Below are 14,311 nucleotides of genomic sequence, written 5' to 3'. Positions count from 1 at the left end.
GCGGCTCTATAAGGTCGGTCGGCGTGGAGTTTCGCCTGCTCGGTCCGGTCGAGGTCAGCAACGACGGCGGCCGGGTGGGTGTTGGGCGGCGGCATGAACGTGCCGTTCTGGCGATCTTGCTCCTCGAAGCCGGGCAGAGCGTGTCCGTCGCGCGGCTCGTCGAGCTGATCTGGTCCGGTGAGCCGCCGCGCGAGGCCCGTGCCGTGCTGCAGACCTACATCTCCCGGCTGCGGGGGCTGCTCGGCGAGGGGGCGCCGATCGTGCTGCGCAACGGTGCCTACCGGATCGACGTCGACCCGCAGGCCGTCGACGCGCACCGGTTCACCGCGCTCGTGGGCGAGGCGCGCGAGACCGACGATCCGGACACCCGCGGCAAGCTGCTGCGGGACGCCCTCGCGCTCTGGCGCGGGCCCGCGCTCGCCGACGTCGGTCCCGGCCGGGAGCGGCTCGGCGCCCGGCTGGAAGAAGCCCGCAAGACCGCACTTGACCTGCGGATTCTCGCCGACCTCGAGGCCGGTCGGCACGGCGAGCTGGTCGGTGAGCTGACCGAGTTGGCCGCTGGCGCGCCGCTCGACGAGCGGCTGGCCGCCCACCTGATGACTGCGCTGTTCCGCGACGGGCGCCGCGCCGACGCCCTCGCCGTCTACGGCAGAATCCGCGATCGGGTACGCGACCAGCTCGGCCTCGACCCCGGCGACGAGCTCCGGCAGCTGCACACCGCCGTGCTGCGGGACGATCCCGGGCTGCGGCCCGCACCGCCCGGGAAGGGGCCGGCCCAGCTCCCGGCGGCCGTGCCGGACTTCGTCGGGCGGGCGGCCCTGCTCGACCAGCTCGACGGGTTCGTCGCCGACGGCCGCACCACCGCCGCGATCGACGGCGCCGGCGGGGTCGGCAAGACCGCGCTCGCCGTCCGCTGGGCGCACCGCGTCGCCGACCGCTTCCCCGACGGCCAGCTCTTCGTCAACCTCCGCGGCTACGAGGCCGCCCCGCCCGTGCGGGCCGGCGACGCGCTGGCCCGGTTCCTGCGCGCCCTCGGCGTACCCGGTGATCGCATCCCCGTCGACCCCGACGAGGCCGGCGCCCTGTTCCGCAGTGAGGTCGCCGGGCGCCGGGTGTTGATCCTGCTCGACAACGCGGCGACCGCCGAGCAGGTGCGGCCGCTGCTGCCGGGCTCGGCCACCTGCGTCGTCGTGGTCACCAGCCGGGCGCCGCTGAGCGACCTCACCGCCGGCCACGGCGCCCGCCGGCTCACCGTCGACCTGCTCACCGAGCCCGAGGCCGTGCTGCTGCTGCGCACGATCATCGGCGCCCGGCGGGTCGACGCGGAGCCCGATGCCGCCCGCGAGCTGGTGCGCTCGTGCGGACACCTGCCGCTCGCGGTGCGGATCGCCGCCGCGCGCCTCGACGCGGAACCGTCCACAATGCTCCGTGACTATGTCGGCGCGATCGAGGACGACGAGCTTTCCGGTGTACGGGCGACCTTCCGCGCCTCGTACGACCACCTCAGCCCGCCCGAGCAACGCCTGTTCCGCCTGCTCGGCGCGGTCCCGGGCACGGACGTCGACGCACACGCGGCGGCCGCGCTCGCGGGCGAGGAGGCGCCGCTGGACGCCCTGGTCGCGGCCCACCTCGTCACCGAGCCGAGGGCGGGCCGGTTCGGGCTGCACGACCTGCTCCGCGCGTACGCCCGCGAGCTGACCGACCCCGACGAAGCCGCCGCGGCGGTCACCCGCCTGCACACCCACTACCTGGCCACGGCGGACGCCGCCGGCCGCCGTCTCTACCCGCACATGGTCCGCCTGCCGCTCGACGGCCTGCCACCCGCTGCCGGGTTCGCCACCGACCCCGCCGCGCTGGCCTGGCTGGACGCCGAGCACCGCAACCTGCTCGCCGCGATCGGCCACGCGGCCACCACCGGGCCCCGCCGCGCTGCGTGGCAGCTCACCGACGCGTTGCGCGGCTACTTCTGGCAGACCAGCCACACCGTCGACTGGCTCGCCGCGGTCAACGCGAGCCTCGCCGCCGCCGAGGCGGAGGGTGACCCGCGGGCCCAGGCGGCGATGCACACGAGCATCGCGCTGGCCCGGCAGACCCAGGGCGACCTCGCCGGTGCCGCCGCCGCGTTCGCTACGGCTGCCGACCTGTGCGCCGCGGCCGGGTGGTCGCAGGGGCAGGCCGCGGCGGCCGGCAACCTCGGCGTGGTGCTCAAGAACATGGGCGACTTCGCGGGGTCCGCCCGCAGCAGCGAGCGGGCGCTGGAGCTGCACCGGGCCGACAACTCCGCGGCCGGCGAGGCCAGCACGCTGATCACGCTCGGCGGCCTCTACCACGACCTGGGCGAGCTGCGCCGGGCGGCGGAGTGCTCCGTGATCGCGCTGGCGATGCACGAGGAGATCGGTTCGCCGGTCGGGCAGATGATCGCGTTGAACAACCTCGGCGCCGTCGAGCACCTGCTCGGTGAGGCGACCGCGGCCGACCGGTTCGGCGCCGCGATGTCACTGCAGTCGGAGGTGCACTCGGAAGCCCACCTGCTCGGCGGTCTCGCCACCGTGCAGCGTGACCGGGGCGAGCTGACCGAGGCGCTGGCCAACGCCGAGGCGGCGCTGGTCAAGGCCCGCGAGGCGGCCGACCCGATGGTCGAGGGCGACATCCTCTCGCTGCTCGGCACCGTGCACCACCGGCTGGGCGCCCCGGAGCGGGCGATTGCCGAGCACCGCCGCGGGTTGGCGCTGCTCGGTGCGGGCAGCGAGTATGTGCGCACCCGCACCAACGTCGGCCTGGCCGCCGCGCTCCGCGACATCGGCGACCTGACAGAGGCGGCCGCGATCGCCACCGCCGCGCTGACGGACGCCCGGCGCGCCGGACACCGGATCCTCGCCGGAAACGCGCACCTGGTGCTCGGCAGCGTCGCCCTGCGCGTCAACGACGTCGACCGCGCCGTCGAATGTGGACAGCGGGCGCTCACCACCCACCGCGGCACCGGCCACCGCCTCGGCGAGGCCCGCGCCCTGCGCCTGCTCGGCGACATCGCCCGCGCGAACGGCCTGGGCACGATCGCCCGCGAACAATGGCACGCGTCGCTGTCGATCCTGTCGGAGGTCGGCAGCGGCGAGGTGGACGATGTGCTCAGCCGGTCGCGCTAGACCCCTAGGAGCGTGGCGTCCTCAAGCACCAGCGGCGACCACGTCGCGGCTCCCGTCACGCCGTGCTTCGGGTCGATGCCGATGAACCGGGCGCCGGCGAGTCGGGTGACGGTGTGGCGGGCGACCCAGCGCCGCCCACGTCGCCCACCAACGCAACCTTTGCCATAGCCCCCGCCCGATCGCTTGCCAAAAGCGTAGCCAGGTGGCCGAGTTTGCCCCAGCCCTGATCGGCACGAGGTCAGGACGTCGCCGACGCGGCCTGGCGCACCTCTTCCGCGAAGTGGCAGGCGACCGTGCGTTCGCCCAGTGGTCGCAGTGACGGTGTCTGTTCCGCGCAGCGGGACTGCTGGAACCGGCACCGCGTGTGGAAGCGGCAGCCGCTCGGCGGGTCGCTCGGGCTCGGTGGGTCGCCGGCCAGCATGATGCGGCTCGCCAGGCGGCGCCGGTTCCGGTCGACGACCGGAGAGGCAGACAAGAGCGCCTGGGTGTACGGGTGGGCCGGCTCGTCGTACACCGTGTCGGTGTCGCCGACCTCGGCCAGCCGGCCCAGGTACATCACGGCCGTCCGGTCCGCCACGTGCCGCACCACCGACAGGTCGTGTGCGATGAACAGCAGCGCGATGCCCATCCGCTGCTGCAGGTCGCGCAGCAGGTTGACGACCTGCGCCTGCACCGACATGTCGAGGGCCGACACCGGCTCGTCGCAGACCAGCACCCGCGGTTCGAGGGCGAGCGCGCGGGCGATGCCGATGCGCTGGCGCTGCCCGCCGGAGAACTGGTGCGGGTAGCGGTGCATCAGCTCGGGCGCGAGGTTGACCAGGCCCAACAGCTCGGCGACGCGGTCGCGGCGGGCGGCGGCCCCGGTGACCCGGTTGTGCACGACGAGCGGCTCGCCGATCAGCTCCAGCACGGTCATCCGCGGGTCGAGCGACGTGTACGGGTCCTGGAAGACCATCTGCACGTCGGCCCGGAGCAGCCGGCGGTCCCGGCCCCGGACCTTGGTGACGTCCCGGCCGTTGACGACGATGCTGCCCGAGTCCGGTCGTTCGAGGCCGACGAGCATGCGGGCCAGCGTCGACTTGCCGCAGCCGGATTCGCCGACGATCCCGAGCGACTCGCCCGCGCGCAGTTGCACGCTCACGCCGTCGACGGCGCTCACCCGGGCCCGGCGCAGCCCGCCGCGGCCGGTGTGGAACGTCTTGTGCAGGTCCTGGGCGTCGAGCACCAGGTCACCCGGCGACGGCGACATGGCGAACCTCCTCGGAACGGTGGCAGGCGGCCAGCCGGGTGTCGTTGTCGGAGAGCACGGTCAACGGCGGGCGCGTCGTGCGGCACTCGTCGACGACGTACTCGCAGCGGGGGTGGAACGGGCAGCCGGCCGGCTGGTTGGCCGGGCTGGGCGGGCTGCCGGAGATCGCGTGGAGCCGGCCTTCGCGGCGGTCGGCCCGGGGCACGGACCGCAACAGCGCTTCCGTGTACGGATGGGCGGGCCGGCTCAGCAGGTCGTCGGCGCTGCCGGCCTCGACCACCCGGCCCGCGTACATGACCATGACCCGGTCCGCGACCTCGCTGACCACGCCGAGGTCGTGGGTGATCAGCAGGACGGCCATGTCGAGGTCGCGGCGCAGCGAGTCGAGCAGTTCGAGGATCTGGGCCTGCACGGTGACGTCCAGGGCCGTCGTGGGCTCGTCGGCGATGATCAGCTCCGGGCGCAGCGCGATCGCCATCGCGATGAGGATGCGCTGCCGCATGCCGCCCGAGAACTGGTGCGGGTAGTCGGAGATCCGGCGGGCGGGTGCCGGTATCCCGACCTGGGCGAGCAGGTCGATCGCGGCCGCGCGGGCCTGGCGGCGCGACAGGTCACGGTGTTCGCGGAACAGCTCGCCCAACTGGTCGCCGATGGAGAGCACCGGGTTGAGCGCGGAGAGCGCGTCCTGGAAGACCATGGCCATCCGCGTGCCGCGCAGCTTGCGCCGCTGCTGCTCGGACAGGGCGCGCAGGTCGGTGTCGCCGAGCTTGAGGGTCTCGGCCGAGACGGTCGCGTTGGGTGCCGAGAGCCCCATCATCGCGCGGGCGGCCGCCGACTTGCCGGAACCGGACTCGCCGAGGAGCGCGACGAGCTCGCCGCGGGCGACGTCGAGGTCGACGTCGACGACCGCCGGGACGGTGCCGCGCCGGGTCGCGAACGTGACCGACAGGCCCCGCACCTCCAGCGCTCGTGACGTGGAGTCAGCCGATGCATGCATTGCGTGTTCTCCCCAGCAACGAAACGGACGTTCATGCCCGTACTTCGCCGTACTGGCGTCAATGACGCCCGTTCTTCTTTGGCATCTTGACTTCGACGCCGGATTTTTGCAACCCTCCCATGCATCGCCACGCATGATCGCTCCCACCGGAGCGCCGGGCGACGAAATCTGCGAAACAAGAAGGAGGGCTTCGATGCTGGAAAGCGCGAAGCGTTACACCGGCTACACGGCGTACGACTATCTCGAGCCGGGCAAGGACTTCAAGATCTTCGAGTACGCCGAGCAGATCAGCCGGGTGCCGGCTTACCAGGGCCTCGAGCTCTCCGACAGCCAGCGCGAACGGGTCGTCAAGCTGCTCACCGACGAGATCGTCATCTCGCTGCACGACCACGTACAGGTCTTCCCCCGGGACATGGGCCAGTTGCGCGAGCACATCCGGCAGGGCCGCGAACCCACCGGCTACAAGGGCCTGGCCCGCTCAGGCATGACGGCGGTCTTCGACAACGGCATGGACGGCACGTGCTGCATCTCCAGCGACGCCGGCTGGAAGTACCAGGACGTGCTCTTCGACCTCGGCGTGCGGATGGCCGACATCGCGCACCAGGACTACGTCATCAAGGGCGAGACGCTCAAGGACATCTACCACGCGCACGAGACCGGCCGGATGGCACACGTCTTCGCGCTGGAGGCCGCGACGCCGATCGAGAACGAGGTCGACCGGCTCGACGTGCTCTACGGCTTCGGCGTGCGCCAGATCGGCATCGCCTACTCCGAGTCCAACTACCTCGGCAGCGGCCTCAAGGAGCGCGGCGACGGCGGCCTCACCTACTTCGGCGAGAAGGCCGTCGAGCGGATGAACAAGCTCGGCTTCGCCATCGACATCTCGCACTCCGGCGACCGCACCGCGCTGGAGACCGTCCAGCACTCGACGAAGCCGGTGTTCATCACGCACTGCGGCTCCCGCGAGGTGTGGCCGACCAACCGCATGAAGCCCGACGCCGTCATCAAGGCGTGCGCCGAGCGCGGCGGTGTCCTCGGCCTCGAGGCCGCCCCGCACACCACGCTGTCCGCGGCCCACCCGCGGCACTCCCTCGAGTCGGTCATGGACCACTTCACGCACTGCGTGGACCTGATCGGCATCGACCACGTCACATTCGGGCCGGACACCCTGTTCGGCGACCACGTAGGCCTGCACAAGGCTTTCGCGAGCAACCTGTCCACAAAGGAGGCCCACGGACGCGTGGAGTTCCCCGAGGTGGAGTACGTCGACGGCCTGGAGAACCCGGCCGAGTGTTTCTACAACATCATCGGATGGTTGGTCAGCCACGACTACTCGGACGACGAGATCCGCAAGGTCGTCGGCGGCAACACCATTCGCGTCCTGGAGGAGGTCTGGGTCTAGATGCGCCTTCGTCACCCCCTGATCGCGGTCGCCGCCGTCGCGGCGATGGCCGCGCTGGGCGCCTGCAGCCCTAGCGCACCCGATAGCAGCAACGCCGGCGGGGCGAGCGACGCCACGCTGACCATCGCGACGACCACCGACGTCGTCAACTTCAACCCCCTGATCGGCAACAGCCGCACCGACAACTGGATCACCAGCCTGATGTACCCGCGGCTGCTGTCCATCTCGGCCGACGGTGCCAAGTCGCCGCTGCTGGCCAAGGACTACGGGTTCACCAACCCGACGACCGCGTTCTGGAACCTGCGGGACGACATGAAGTGGAGCGACGGCAAGCCGGTCACGGCCGACGACGTCGCCTTCACCATCAACTCGATCCTGCGCGACAAGCCGGCCGGCAACACGACCTACGGCCAGCTGGTCAATGTGGACTCGGCGTCGGCGCCGTCGCCGACCCGCGTCGAGCTCAAGCTCAAGAAGCCCGACTCGACGGTGGTGACCGAGGTCGGCTTCTGGATGAACGTCGTCCCGAAGCACGTCTTCGAGCCGAGCGGCAACGTGGCGAAGTTCGCCAACGACAAGGACTGGGTCAGCTCCGGTCCGTTCAAGCTCACCAGCGTCGCCAAGGGGCAGAGCTACACCCTGGAGCGGGTCACCCCGTACCCGTTCGCGCCCAACAACACGCCGGTCGTGAGCAAGATCGTCTATCGGGTGTACCCGGACATCAACACCGAGATCCTGGCGCTGAAGAACGGTGAGGTCGACCTCATCGCCAACGCGCTGCCGCCGGCTCAGGTCAAGAACCTGCAGGGCACGCCGGGCATCAAGGTGCAGGAGATCCCGGGCCTCGGGTACGCGCACATGACGTACAACATGAAGCACCCGGCGCTCGCGGACGTCAAGGTGCGGCAGGCGCTCGCGCACGCCGTCAACTACGAGGCGATCCGCTCGGTCGTGCTGCAGGGACAGGGCGTCAGCACCGGGTCGAGCCCGATCCCGCCGGTGCTCAAGGAGTTCGCCGACCCCACGAGCAAGGAGTACGAGTTCGACGTCGAGAAGTCGAAGCAGCTCCTGACCGAGGCCGGCTACGGCCCAGGCAAGCCGCTGACGCTGACGATGATCTACTCGTTGCAGGACGCGGTGACCTCGCAGTGGGCCAACCTGGTCAAGGACGACGCGGCCAAGGCCGGCATCACGATCAACCTGCAGGGCATGGACCGCAACACCTACCTCGCCAAGACCGACGCGGGTGAGTACGACATCTACGCCGGCAACTTCGCGATCATGGACGACCCGACGACCAACATGGCGTTGACCTACCTCCCCGGTGGGGCGATCAACTACACGCTGGTCGACGACCCGGCGCTCAACTCGCTGATCACCCAGGCGCAGGGCACCACCGACAAGGCCGCGCAGAAGCAGTTCGTGCAGCAGGCGGCCAAGCTGGTCCGGGACAACGTCTACGACAACGTCATGTACATGCAGAACCTCTACGTCGCGCACAGCGACAAGTGGAGCGGCTTCGTCGTCAAGCCCAGTGAGCTGCTGTCGGTCGTCGACCCGCAGTCGCTCGCGAACGCCAAGAAGAGCTGACGGAGAACTGAGATGACCCAGGTTGTCCGATTCACGGCGCGCCGGATCGGCAGGGCGCTGCTGACCGTGTGGTTCGCGGTCACGGTCACCTTCCTGCTCCTCCGGCTCCTGCCGGGCGACCCCGCGCTCGCGGTGGCCAGCCCGAACATGACGCCGGCGGCGCGGTTGGAGCTGTTGAGCCAGTACGGCCTGGACGATCCGCTGTTCGTCCAGTACGGCAAGTACCTCTGGCAGCTCCTGCACGGCAACCTGGGCATCTCGTTCGCCCGGCAGGTCCCGGTCACCGAGGTCCTCATGGAGCGCCTTCCGTGGACCCTGCTGCTGACCTTCTCCTCTCTGCTGCTCACGGTCGCGGTCGGCATCCCGCTCGGGGTGCTGGCCGCGACCCGGCCCCGCGGCTTCCTCGACCGGTTCACCCAGGTCGGTGGCGTCATCGGGCAGTCCCTGTTCGTGCCGAGCGTCGGCATCTTCCTGCTGTTCTTCCTCGGCCTCCAGCTACATCTGCTGCCGATCGGCGGCTCCTACTCCCCCGGCGTGTACGGCGCGGCGTGGTACCTCGACGTCGCCAAGCACCTCGTCCTGCCGTGCGTCAGCCTGATGCTGGTCCAACTCGGCTCGTACGTGCTGACGCTGCGCTCCACGCTCATCGACGCGCTCGGCGAGGACTACTGCGTGCTCGCCCGGGCGAAAGGCATGCCCAACCGCAAGGTCGTCTGGAAGCACGCGCTGCGCAACGCGCTGCTGCCGACCACCACGCTGATCGGCCTGCAACTCGGCTATCTCGTCGGCGGCGCGGTGCTGACCGAGACCGTCTTCGCCTACCCCGGCATCGGGCGCGGCATCTACGAAGCGGTCACCCAGCTCGACTTCCCGGTCCTGCAGGGCGCGTTCGTGCTGCTCGCGCTGACCGTCGTGATCGCCAACATGCTGACGGACCTGGCCTACGGCGTGCTCGACCCGAGAGTGAGGACGGCATGACGACAACTGTTGCCGGTCTCGACAGCGTCACCAACGACCAGGTCACCGCGGCCCGGGCGACCTGGGCGGCCTTCCGCCGCAACCCGCTCGGCATGGTGTCCGTCGGCATCCTGGTGGTGCTGGTGGTCGTCGCCATCTGCGCGCCGCTGATCGCCGAATATCCCAGCGGGTACGGCGACGCGGTGCTCCAGGGCCCGTCCGGCGCGCACTGGTTCGGCACCGACAGCCTCGGGCGCGACATCTTCGCCGAGGTGGTCTGGGGAGCCCGGCTCAGCATCGTGATCGCCGCCCTCTCGTCGGCCCTCGCGATCGCCATCGGTGTCGTGGTCGCCGTGCTCGGCGCCTACTTCCCCAAGGCCGACGCGGTCATCGGCACGATCGTCGACCTGTGCCTGTCGCTGCCCGTACTCCCCCTGATGATCCTCGTCGCGGCGCTCGCCGGGCCGAGCCTGATCACGCTCGTCCTGGTCATCGCGTTCTTCTCGTGGCCGGAGGTGACCCGGGTCGTCCGGTCGCAGGCGCTCTCGGTGGTCCGGCTGCCCTACATGGACGCCGCCAAGCTGACCGGCGGCTCCTCGTTCTGGATCATCCGCAAGCACCTGCTGCCCGCGGTCGCGCCGGTCATCGTCGTCTCGGTCGTGCTCACCGCGTCGCGCGCCGTGCTCTCCGCCGCCGGCCTGGCGTTCCTCGGTCTCGGCGACCCCAACAGCTGGTCCTGGGGCCGGATCCTCTACGACGCACAGCAGTCCGGTGCGATGCAGAGCGCCTGGTGGACCACGTTGTTCCCGTCGCTGGCGATGCTCCTGCTCGTCGTCTCGGCCACCCTCATCTCGATCGCGTACAACGACGCGCGCAACCCGCGCGCCCGGGAGGACTAGTCCATGCTGGACACTCAACGGCTGCCGGCCGCCTTCTACGCGGCTCTCCAACAGGACATCCGGGCCGCGTTGGCGGCGGAAGGGCTCGACGCGGTCGTCGCCGACCACCACGACGACGTCGCCTACCTGACCGGGTTCTTCCACCACCCCAACGAGCGGCCCGCGGTGGTGCTGGTGCCGCGGGACGGGCCGACGCTGCTGCTCGTGCCGGAGCTGGAGCGGGAGTACGCGCTCGCCCAGCACGCGGCCGCGGAGCTGGTCGCGTATCCCGAGTTTCCGGGGCTGAAGTCGCCGATCAGCTACCTCGGGGCGGCCGCGGTTGTCCGGGGGCGGATCGGTTACTCCGGCGGCCTCAGCGTCGAACGGCTCGACCAGCTCCGGGCTGCCTTCCCGCACGCCGAGTTGGTGCGGTCCGAAGTCGTCATGCACGCGCGCTACGTCAAGCGGCCCGAGGAGGTCGCTCTGCACGCCGAGGCGGCCCGGATCACCGACCTCATGCTCGTCGCCGGGCGCGCCCTCGTCGAGGAGGCCATCACGGCGGGCGGTGAGCTACCCAGCGAGGCCGAGATCGCCGCGCACATCGGCACCGTCGGCACGTCCACGATGTACGCCGACCACGCCGAGGTCGTCGTGGTCTCGTTCCTCGCCGGCGGGCTGGTCTACTCGGGCGCGAACAGCGCCCGCCCGCACGCCCTGCCTTCCGGGCACCGGCTTCAGCCGGGCGAGACGTTCATGCTCTCGCTCGGCTGCGCGGTCGGCGGCCGGTTCGTCGAAGGAGAAAGAACGTTCATCCTCGGAGAGCCGAGCGAGGAACAGCGCCGCTACTACCAAGCGGTGCGGGAGGCGCAGGCCGTCGGCGGGGCGGCACTCAAGCCCGGCCTGCCGTGCTCGGAGGCCAACCGGATCTGCCTCGACGTGATCCGCGACGCCGGGCTCGCCCAGTTCCTGCGCCACCGGCAGGGGCACGGCATCGGCGTCGGCATGCACGAGGCACCGTGGCTCTCCGACGGAGACGACACCCCGCTCGCGGCCGGCATGGTCGTCTCCAACGAGCCGGGCATCTACATCCCGGGCCACGCCGGCTACCGCATCTCCGACTCGATGCTGATCACCGAGGACGGCGCACGGCCCTTCACCTCGTACCCCCGTGGTCTCGACGACATCGTCATCTCGCTCTGATCTGGAAGGAACTCCCGTGCGGCTGAGAATCAACGACAACGAGCTCGAGGTCGAGGTCTTCGGCGCCGACGACGCACCGGTGCTGATCGCGCACCACGGTGCGCCGGGCCTCGGCTCCCGGGCCGAACCGCGCGCCACGTTCGCGCCGTTCGCCGACACGTTCCGGGTCATCGTCTTCGACGCGCGCGGATCCGGCGTCAGCGAAGGCAACCCGCCGTTCAGCCACGAGCAGTGGGTGGCCGACGTGGACGGTCTGCGGGAATGGGCCGGCGTCGAGTCGTTCGTGATGGCCGGCGGCTCCTACGGCGGTTTCATCTCGATGGAGTACGCGATCCGCCATCCGTCACGGGTGCGCGCGCTGGTGCTGCGCGACACCTCGGCCGACCACGAGAACGACAAGGCCGCGCGGGCCAACGCGCTCTCCTCTGATCGCGTGACCATCGACCTGCCGAAGTTCGACCGGATCAACGACGGCACGGTCTGGGACGACGACGACCTGCGCGACTGCTGGCGGGAGATCCTGCCGTTGTACGACCACGTCTACGACCCCGCCAAGGTGATCGAGAAGGTCGAGGCGACGCCGTACCGCTACCAGACGCACAACTACGCCTTCTCGGTTAACATCCCCAACTACGACATCAAGGCCCAGCTCCACAAGATCACTTGTCCGACGCTGGTGACTGTCGGCCGCGACGACTGGATCACCCCGGTGGCGAGCAGCGAGGTCATCGCATCGATGATCCCCAACGCTAGGCTGGTCGTGTTCGAGAAGTCCGGTCACTCCCCACAGGTCGAGGAGGCGGAGCTGTGGCGGCAAACGGTGCGCTCGTTCTTGCACGAGGTCGGTGCGGATGACCGCTAACGGCCCCCTCGACGAGCTCGACCGCCGGATCGTCGCGGCGCTGCAGAGCGACGGCCGCGCCAGCTGGACGGAGATCGCGGAGCTGTCCGGCAGCTCCGTGGCGACCGTCGCGCGGCGCGGCCAGGCGCTGCTGCGCGACGGCGTCGTCAGCGTCGCCGCCGTGCCCCGCAACAACCATCCCGGGCCGGCGGACCTGTTCGTCCTGCGCATCACCTGCGCACCCGGCACCCAGTTCGAGGTCCTCGACGAGCTGGTCCACCATCGCGACCTGCGTTTCCTCGGGCTGGTCACCGGGCCGTACGACATCCTCGCCGAGCTCAACCTGCGGCGCGAGGACTCGCTGCTCTCCCGCATCGTCGACGAGATCCTCGCGATCGACGGCGTGCAGCGCTGCGACACCGACCTCACGCTGCACGTCTACAAGGTGGCCAGCGACTGGTCCCGGCAGCTGCTCACCGACCAGCCACCGGACACGGTCGCCGAGGCGCACCAGTGCGACCCGGGCCACTTCGACGACGTCGACCACCAGATCGTCGAGCTCATGCGCGAGGACGGCCGGGCCAGCTTCCGCACCGTCGCCACCGCCATAGGCCTCAACGAGAGCACCGTGCGGCGCCGCTTCGAGACCCTGCTCGGCCGGGGCTGTCTCCAGGTCACCACCCTGGTGCCGGCCGCCGCGATGGGCTTCGAGTCCGAGGTGATACTCAACATCACCGTCGCACCGGCGTTCGTGGAGACGGTCGCGCGTACCCTCGCGAGTTATCGGGGTGTCCGCTACGTAGCCGCGATGCTGAGCCACAACGCGCTGATGTGCGAGCTGATACTGCCGACCACCGAAGACCTGTTCGCGTTCACCACCAACACGCTCGGCCGCCTGGAAGGCGTGCAAGGGTGGACGGCAAGCGTGGTCCTGTTGGTCCTGCGCCGCGGCTTCGTCGAAACGCCGTGGTGGCGCGACAAGCTCACCCGCGGCCCCGCCTCCTGAGCGCGCGTCAGGCCTTGAGTGCCTTGGCCCGCGCCTTGACGAACGCGGCTTCCGGGGTCTTCTCCGCCGCCCAGGTCCACGGTGGATCGACCATGTAGGGACCGATCGCGGCGAACACGGCCTTGTTGTCGGCGTGCCGGTCGGCCTTGTAGAGCGCGTAGGCCAGATAGTTGAGGTCGCCGTGCCAGCCGTCCCGGCGGTTGGGCCGGGCGAACCACCGCTGCAGGGCCGCGTCGAGCTCGGCCTGCACCACCGGGTCGCGTCGCCAGTAGCGGGTCACGGCAACCGACTGCTTGACCGACAGCTCGCGGCGCATCATCCACATCGCCCACTCGGCGGACGCCGCCAGCGGCAGCGCCAGCAACGGCGACCCGTCCGGCGCGGTCGCGGCGGCCTGGCGCGCGAACGCGAACATCTCCTCGTGGGAGCCGTGCCACTTGTGGCAGAGGTACATGAACTTCATGTTGTGCGCCTCGACGTGGCCCGGGTCCCGCGCGACCACCTCGGCCCAGCAGCGCTCCACATGGTCACGCGGGGCGTTGAGCGCGGTCGCGAGCAGCAGGCGATGCGCCCAGGGCATGGGGTCGGCGGGCGCGAGGCTCACGGCCCGCTCGTAGATCGGCACGGCGAGCACCAGCAGGCGCTGGAACTCCGCGCCGGCGTCACGGCCGACCGTGGAGGCCCAGCCGCTGCCACGCACCTCCCAGGCCCGGCTGATCAGCGACCGGCCACGGACCAGAAGGGCGTCGGGGTTGTCAGGCTCCGCGCGGGCCCAGGCGTCGACCCAGGTCGCCTCCTCCACGGGCTGGTCCGGGCTTGGCGTGCCGAGCGTCGCCTCGGAGAGCACCCACGCGTAGCGCGACCGCCTGTACTCGTCGCCGGCCGCCGACGCCATCAGGTCGCGGGCGGCCGCCCAGTCACCGCCGCCGACGAGGTCGTCATGGGCCTTGCGCAGCGCTTCGTCGTCCTGCGCCGGATGCGTGTCGACCACGATGCTGGGCGCGGCCTCGGCGCGCTTGAAGATTCCCACGGCGCGGACCTTAGCCGA

Annotated in this window: 11 protein-coding genes; 8 read left to right on the top strand and 3 right to left on the bottom strand. The window is 70.7% G+C overall.

The window, feature by feature from the left end; genetic code table 11:
- Positions 1–23: 23 nt before the first annotated feature.
- Positions 24–3,143: an AfsR/SARP family transcriptional regulator gene (locus Air01nite_RS03595; RefSeq protein WP_203700327.1), complete on the top strand. Its 3,120-nt coding sequence runs from the start codon at positions 24–26 to the stop codon at positions 3,141–3,143.
- 238 nt (positions 3,144–3,381) lie between these two features.
- On the opposite strand, the gene Air01nite_RS03590 is transcribed toward Air01nite_RS03595, so the two are convergent.
- Together Air01nite_RS03590 and Air01nite_RS03585 are read right to left on the bottom strand one after the other, a co-directional pair.
- The gene (locus Air01nite_RS03590; RefSeq protein WP_203700326.1) at positions 3,382–4,392 is read right to left on the bottom strand and encodes an ABC transporter ATP-binding protein; all 1,011 of its coding nucleotides are present in this window, start codon (positions 4,390–4,392) and stop codon (positions 3,382–3,384) included.
- Positions 4,373–5,389 carry an ABC transporter ATP-binding protein gene (locus Air01nite_RS03585; RefSeq protein WP_203700325.1) on the bottom strand — a complete coding sequence of 339 codons (1,017 nt, stop codon included), beginning with the start codon at positions 5,387–5,389 and terminating at the stop codon, positions 4,373–4,375. Before Air01nite_RS03585 ends, Air01nite_RS03590 begins: the two co-directional genes overlap by 20 nt.
- 193 nt (positions 5,390–5,582) lie before the next feature.
- Here Air01nite_RS03585 and Air01nite_RS03580 point away from each other — a divergent pair, with 193 nt between their 5' ends.
- Genes Air01nite_RS03580 through Air01nite_RS03550 form a run of 7 tightly spaced genes read left to right on the top strand, consistent with a single transcriptional unit; the run spans position 5,583 to position 13,263 of the window.
- Positions 5,583–6,791 carry a dipeptidase gene (locus Air01nite_RS03580; RefSeq protein ID WP_203700324.1) on the top strand — a complete coding sequence of 403 codons (1,209 nt, stop codon included), beginning with the start codon at positions 5,583–5,585 and terminating at the stop codon, positions 6,789–6,791.
- A complete protein-coding gene (locus Air01nite_RS03575) occupies positions 6,792–8,381 on the top strand; it encodes an ABC transporter substrate-binding protein (RefSeq protein WP_203700323.1) in 1,590 nt (529 codons plus the stop codon).
- Between the two features lie 12 nt (positions 8,382–8,393).
- Complete coding sequence (locus Air01nite_RS03570; protein ID WP_203700322.1) at positions 8,394–9,359, top strand: ABC transporter permease; 966 nt, start codon at positions 8,394–8,396, stop codon at positions 9,357–9,359.
- Positions 9,356–10,237 (top strand): ABC transporter permease, encoded by an 882-nt coding sequence (locus tag Air01nite_RS03565; protein WP_203700321.1) that lies wholly within the window; start codon positions 9,356–9,358, stop codon positions 10,235–10,237. The genes Air01nite_RS03570 and Air01nite_RS03565 overlap by 4 nt, the downstream gene beginning before the upstream one ends.
- Before the next feature lie 3 nt (positions 10,238–10,240).
- Positions 10,241–11,416 carry a M24 family metallopeptidase gene (locus Air01nite_RS03560; protein ID WP_203700320.1) on the top strand — a complete coding sequence of 392 codons (1,176 nt, stop codon included), beginning with the start codon at positions 10,241–10,243 and terminating at the stop codon, positions 11,414–11,416.
- Positions 11,417–11,432: 16 nt separating this feature from the next.
- Entirely contained in the window at positions 11,433–12,278 is an 846-nt protein-coding gene (locus tag Air01nite_RS03555; protein WP_239090462.1) for an alpha/beta fold hydrolase, read from the top strand.
- On the top strand, positions 12,268–13,263 hold the full coding sequence (locus Air01nite_RS03550) for an Lrp/AsnC family transcriptional regulator (protein ID WP_203700319.1): 996 nt from the start codon (positions 12,268–12,270) through the stop codon (positions 13,261–13,263). The genes Air01nite_RS03555 and Air01nite_RS03550 overlap by 11 nt, the downstream gene beginning before the upstream one ends.
- A gap of 7 nt (positions 13,264–13,270) precedes the next feature.
- Here Air01nite_RS03550 and Air01nite_RS03545 read toward each other — a convergent pair whose 3' ends face one another.
- Positions 13,271–14,293 carry a DUF4034 domain-containing protein gene (locus Air01nite_RS03545; protein WP_203700318.1) on the bottom strand — a complete coding sequence of 341 codons (1,023 nt, stop codon included), beginning with the start codon at positions 14,291–14,293 and terminating at the stop codon, positions 13,271–13,273.
- Between the last annotated feature and the right edge of the window lie 18 nt (positions 14,294–14,311).

This window comes from Asanoa iriomotensis, assembly GCF_016862515.1.
Taxonomy (GTDB): Bacteria; Actinomycetota; Actinomycetes; order Mycobacteriales; family Micromonosporaceae; genus Asanoa; species Asanoa iriomotensis.
Note: the sequence above shows the minus strand (reverse complement) of the source record. Positions and strands in the feature narration are given on the sequence as shown.

Bases quoted from the DNA above. Each gene is read 5' to 3' on its own strand.
- Air01nite_RS03590 (WP_203700326.1), bottom strand. From the start codon at position 4,392: ATGTCGCCGTCGCCGGGTGACCTGGTGCTCGACGCCCAGGACCTGCAC.
- Air01nite_RS03585 (WP_203700325.1), bottom strand. From the start codon at position 5,389: ATGCATGCATCGGCTGACTCCACGTCACGAGCGCTGGAGGTGCGGGGC.
- Air01nite_RS03580 (WP_203700324.1), top strand. From the start codon at position 5,583: ATGCTGGAAAGCGCGAAGCGTTACACCGGCTACACGGCGTACGACTAT.
- Air01nite_RS03575 (WP_203700323.1), top strand. From the start codon at position 6,792: ATGCGCCTTCGTCACCCCCTGATCGCGGTCGCCGCCGTCGCGGCGATG.
- Air01nite_RS03570 (WP_203700322.1), top strand. From the start codon at position 8,394: ATGACCCAGGTTGTCCGATTCACGGCGCGCCGGATCGGCAGGGCGCTG.
- Air01nite_RS03565 (WP_203700321.1), top strand. From the start codon at position 9,356: ATGACGACAACTGTTGCCGGTCTCGACAGCGTCACCAACGACCAGGTC.
- Air01nite_RS03560 (WP_203700320.1), top strand. From the start codon at position 10,241: ATGCTGGACACTCAACGGCTGCCGGCCGCCTTCTACGCGGCTCTCCAA.
- Air01nite_RS03550 (WP_203700319.1), top strand. From the start codon at position 12,268: ATGACCGCTAACGGCCCCCTCGACGAGCTCGACCGCCGGATCGTCGCG.